The following is a 1,014-nucleotide window of genomic DNA, read 5'->3' as shown; positions in this document are numbered from 1 at the left end:
GATGCTGGTGTTAAGTTATCAACGACTTTGTGCCACCGTCCAGCCCACGGAAAAAGAAGAAGAGTGGGATCCGGCAATCTGGCTGGAAGAACTGGCTACCCTGCCCGATGCCACCCGCAAACGCGCGCAGGCGCTGGTCGCTAAAGGCATCACCATTGAGTTGTTCTGTGCGCCGGGCGAAATTCCCTCTGCCCGCTTACCGATGAGCGATGTGCGTTTTTATTCCCGTAGCAGTATTCGTTTCGCCCGTTGTGATTGTATTGAAGGCACACTTTGCGAACATGTCGTACTGGCTGTGCAGGCCTTCGTCGAGGCCAAAGCGCAGCAAGCAGAATTTAACCATTTAATCTGGCAGATGCGCAGCGAACACGTCACATCATCTGACGATCCGTTTGCCAGCGAAGAAGGCAACGCGTGTCGTCAATATGTTCAGCAATTAAGCCAGACATTATGGCTTGGCGGCATCAGCCAGCCGCTCATCCATTACGAGGCAGCATTCAACCGCGCATTGCAGGCGGCAGAGACCTGCAACTGGCGCTGGGTGAGTGAATCGCTACGGCAACTGCGCGCCAGCGTTGATGCCTTCCACGCCCGCGCCAGCCACTATAATGCCGGAGAATGCTTACATCAGCTTGCGGCATTAAACAGTCGATTAAATTGCGCACAAGAGATGGCCCGGCGCGACAGTGTTGGTGAAGTTCCTCCTGTGCCGTGGCGCACGGTCGTTGGCTCTGGCATTGCCGGAGAAGCAAAGCTTGATCATCTGCGGCTGGTGTCTTTATGTATGCGTTGCTGGCAGGATATTGAGCATTATGGTTTACGCATCTGGTTTACCGATCCCGACACCGGCAGTATTTTGCACCTTTCGCGCAGTTGGCCGCGAAGTGAACAGGAAAACTCACCGGCAGCTACGCGTCGGCTGTTTAGTTTTCAGGCTGGCGCACTGGCGGGCGGGCAAATTGTTTCACAAGCAGCAAAACGCAGTGCCGATGGCGAGCTGCTGTTAGCTACCCG

At 55.1% G+C, this 1,014-nt stretch carries 1 protein-coding gene; it reads left to right on the top strand.

What is annotated here, in order from left to right; all coding sequences use genetic code 11:
- A partial coding sequence (locus R7Z41_RS24590; protein ID WP_318141717.1) for a hypothetical protein occupies positions 1 to 1,014 on the top strand: 1,014 nt, incomplete at both ends.

It is taken from the genome of Vibrio sp. 1457 (assembly GCF_033340195.1).
In the GTDB taxonomy this organism is placed as follows: domain Bacteria; phylum Pseudomonadota; class Gammaproteobacteria; order Enterobacterales; family Vibrionaceae; genus Vibrio; species Vibrio alginolyticus.
This window is presented reverse-complemented; position numbering and strand designations above follow the sequence as displayed.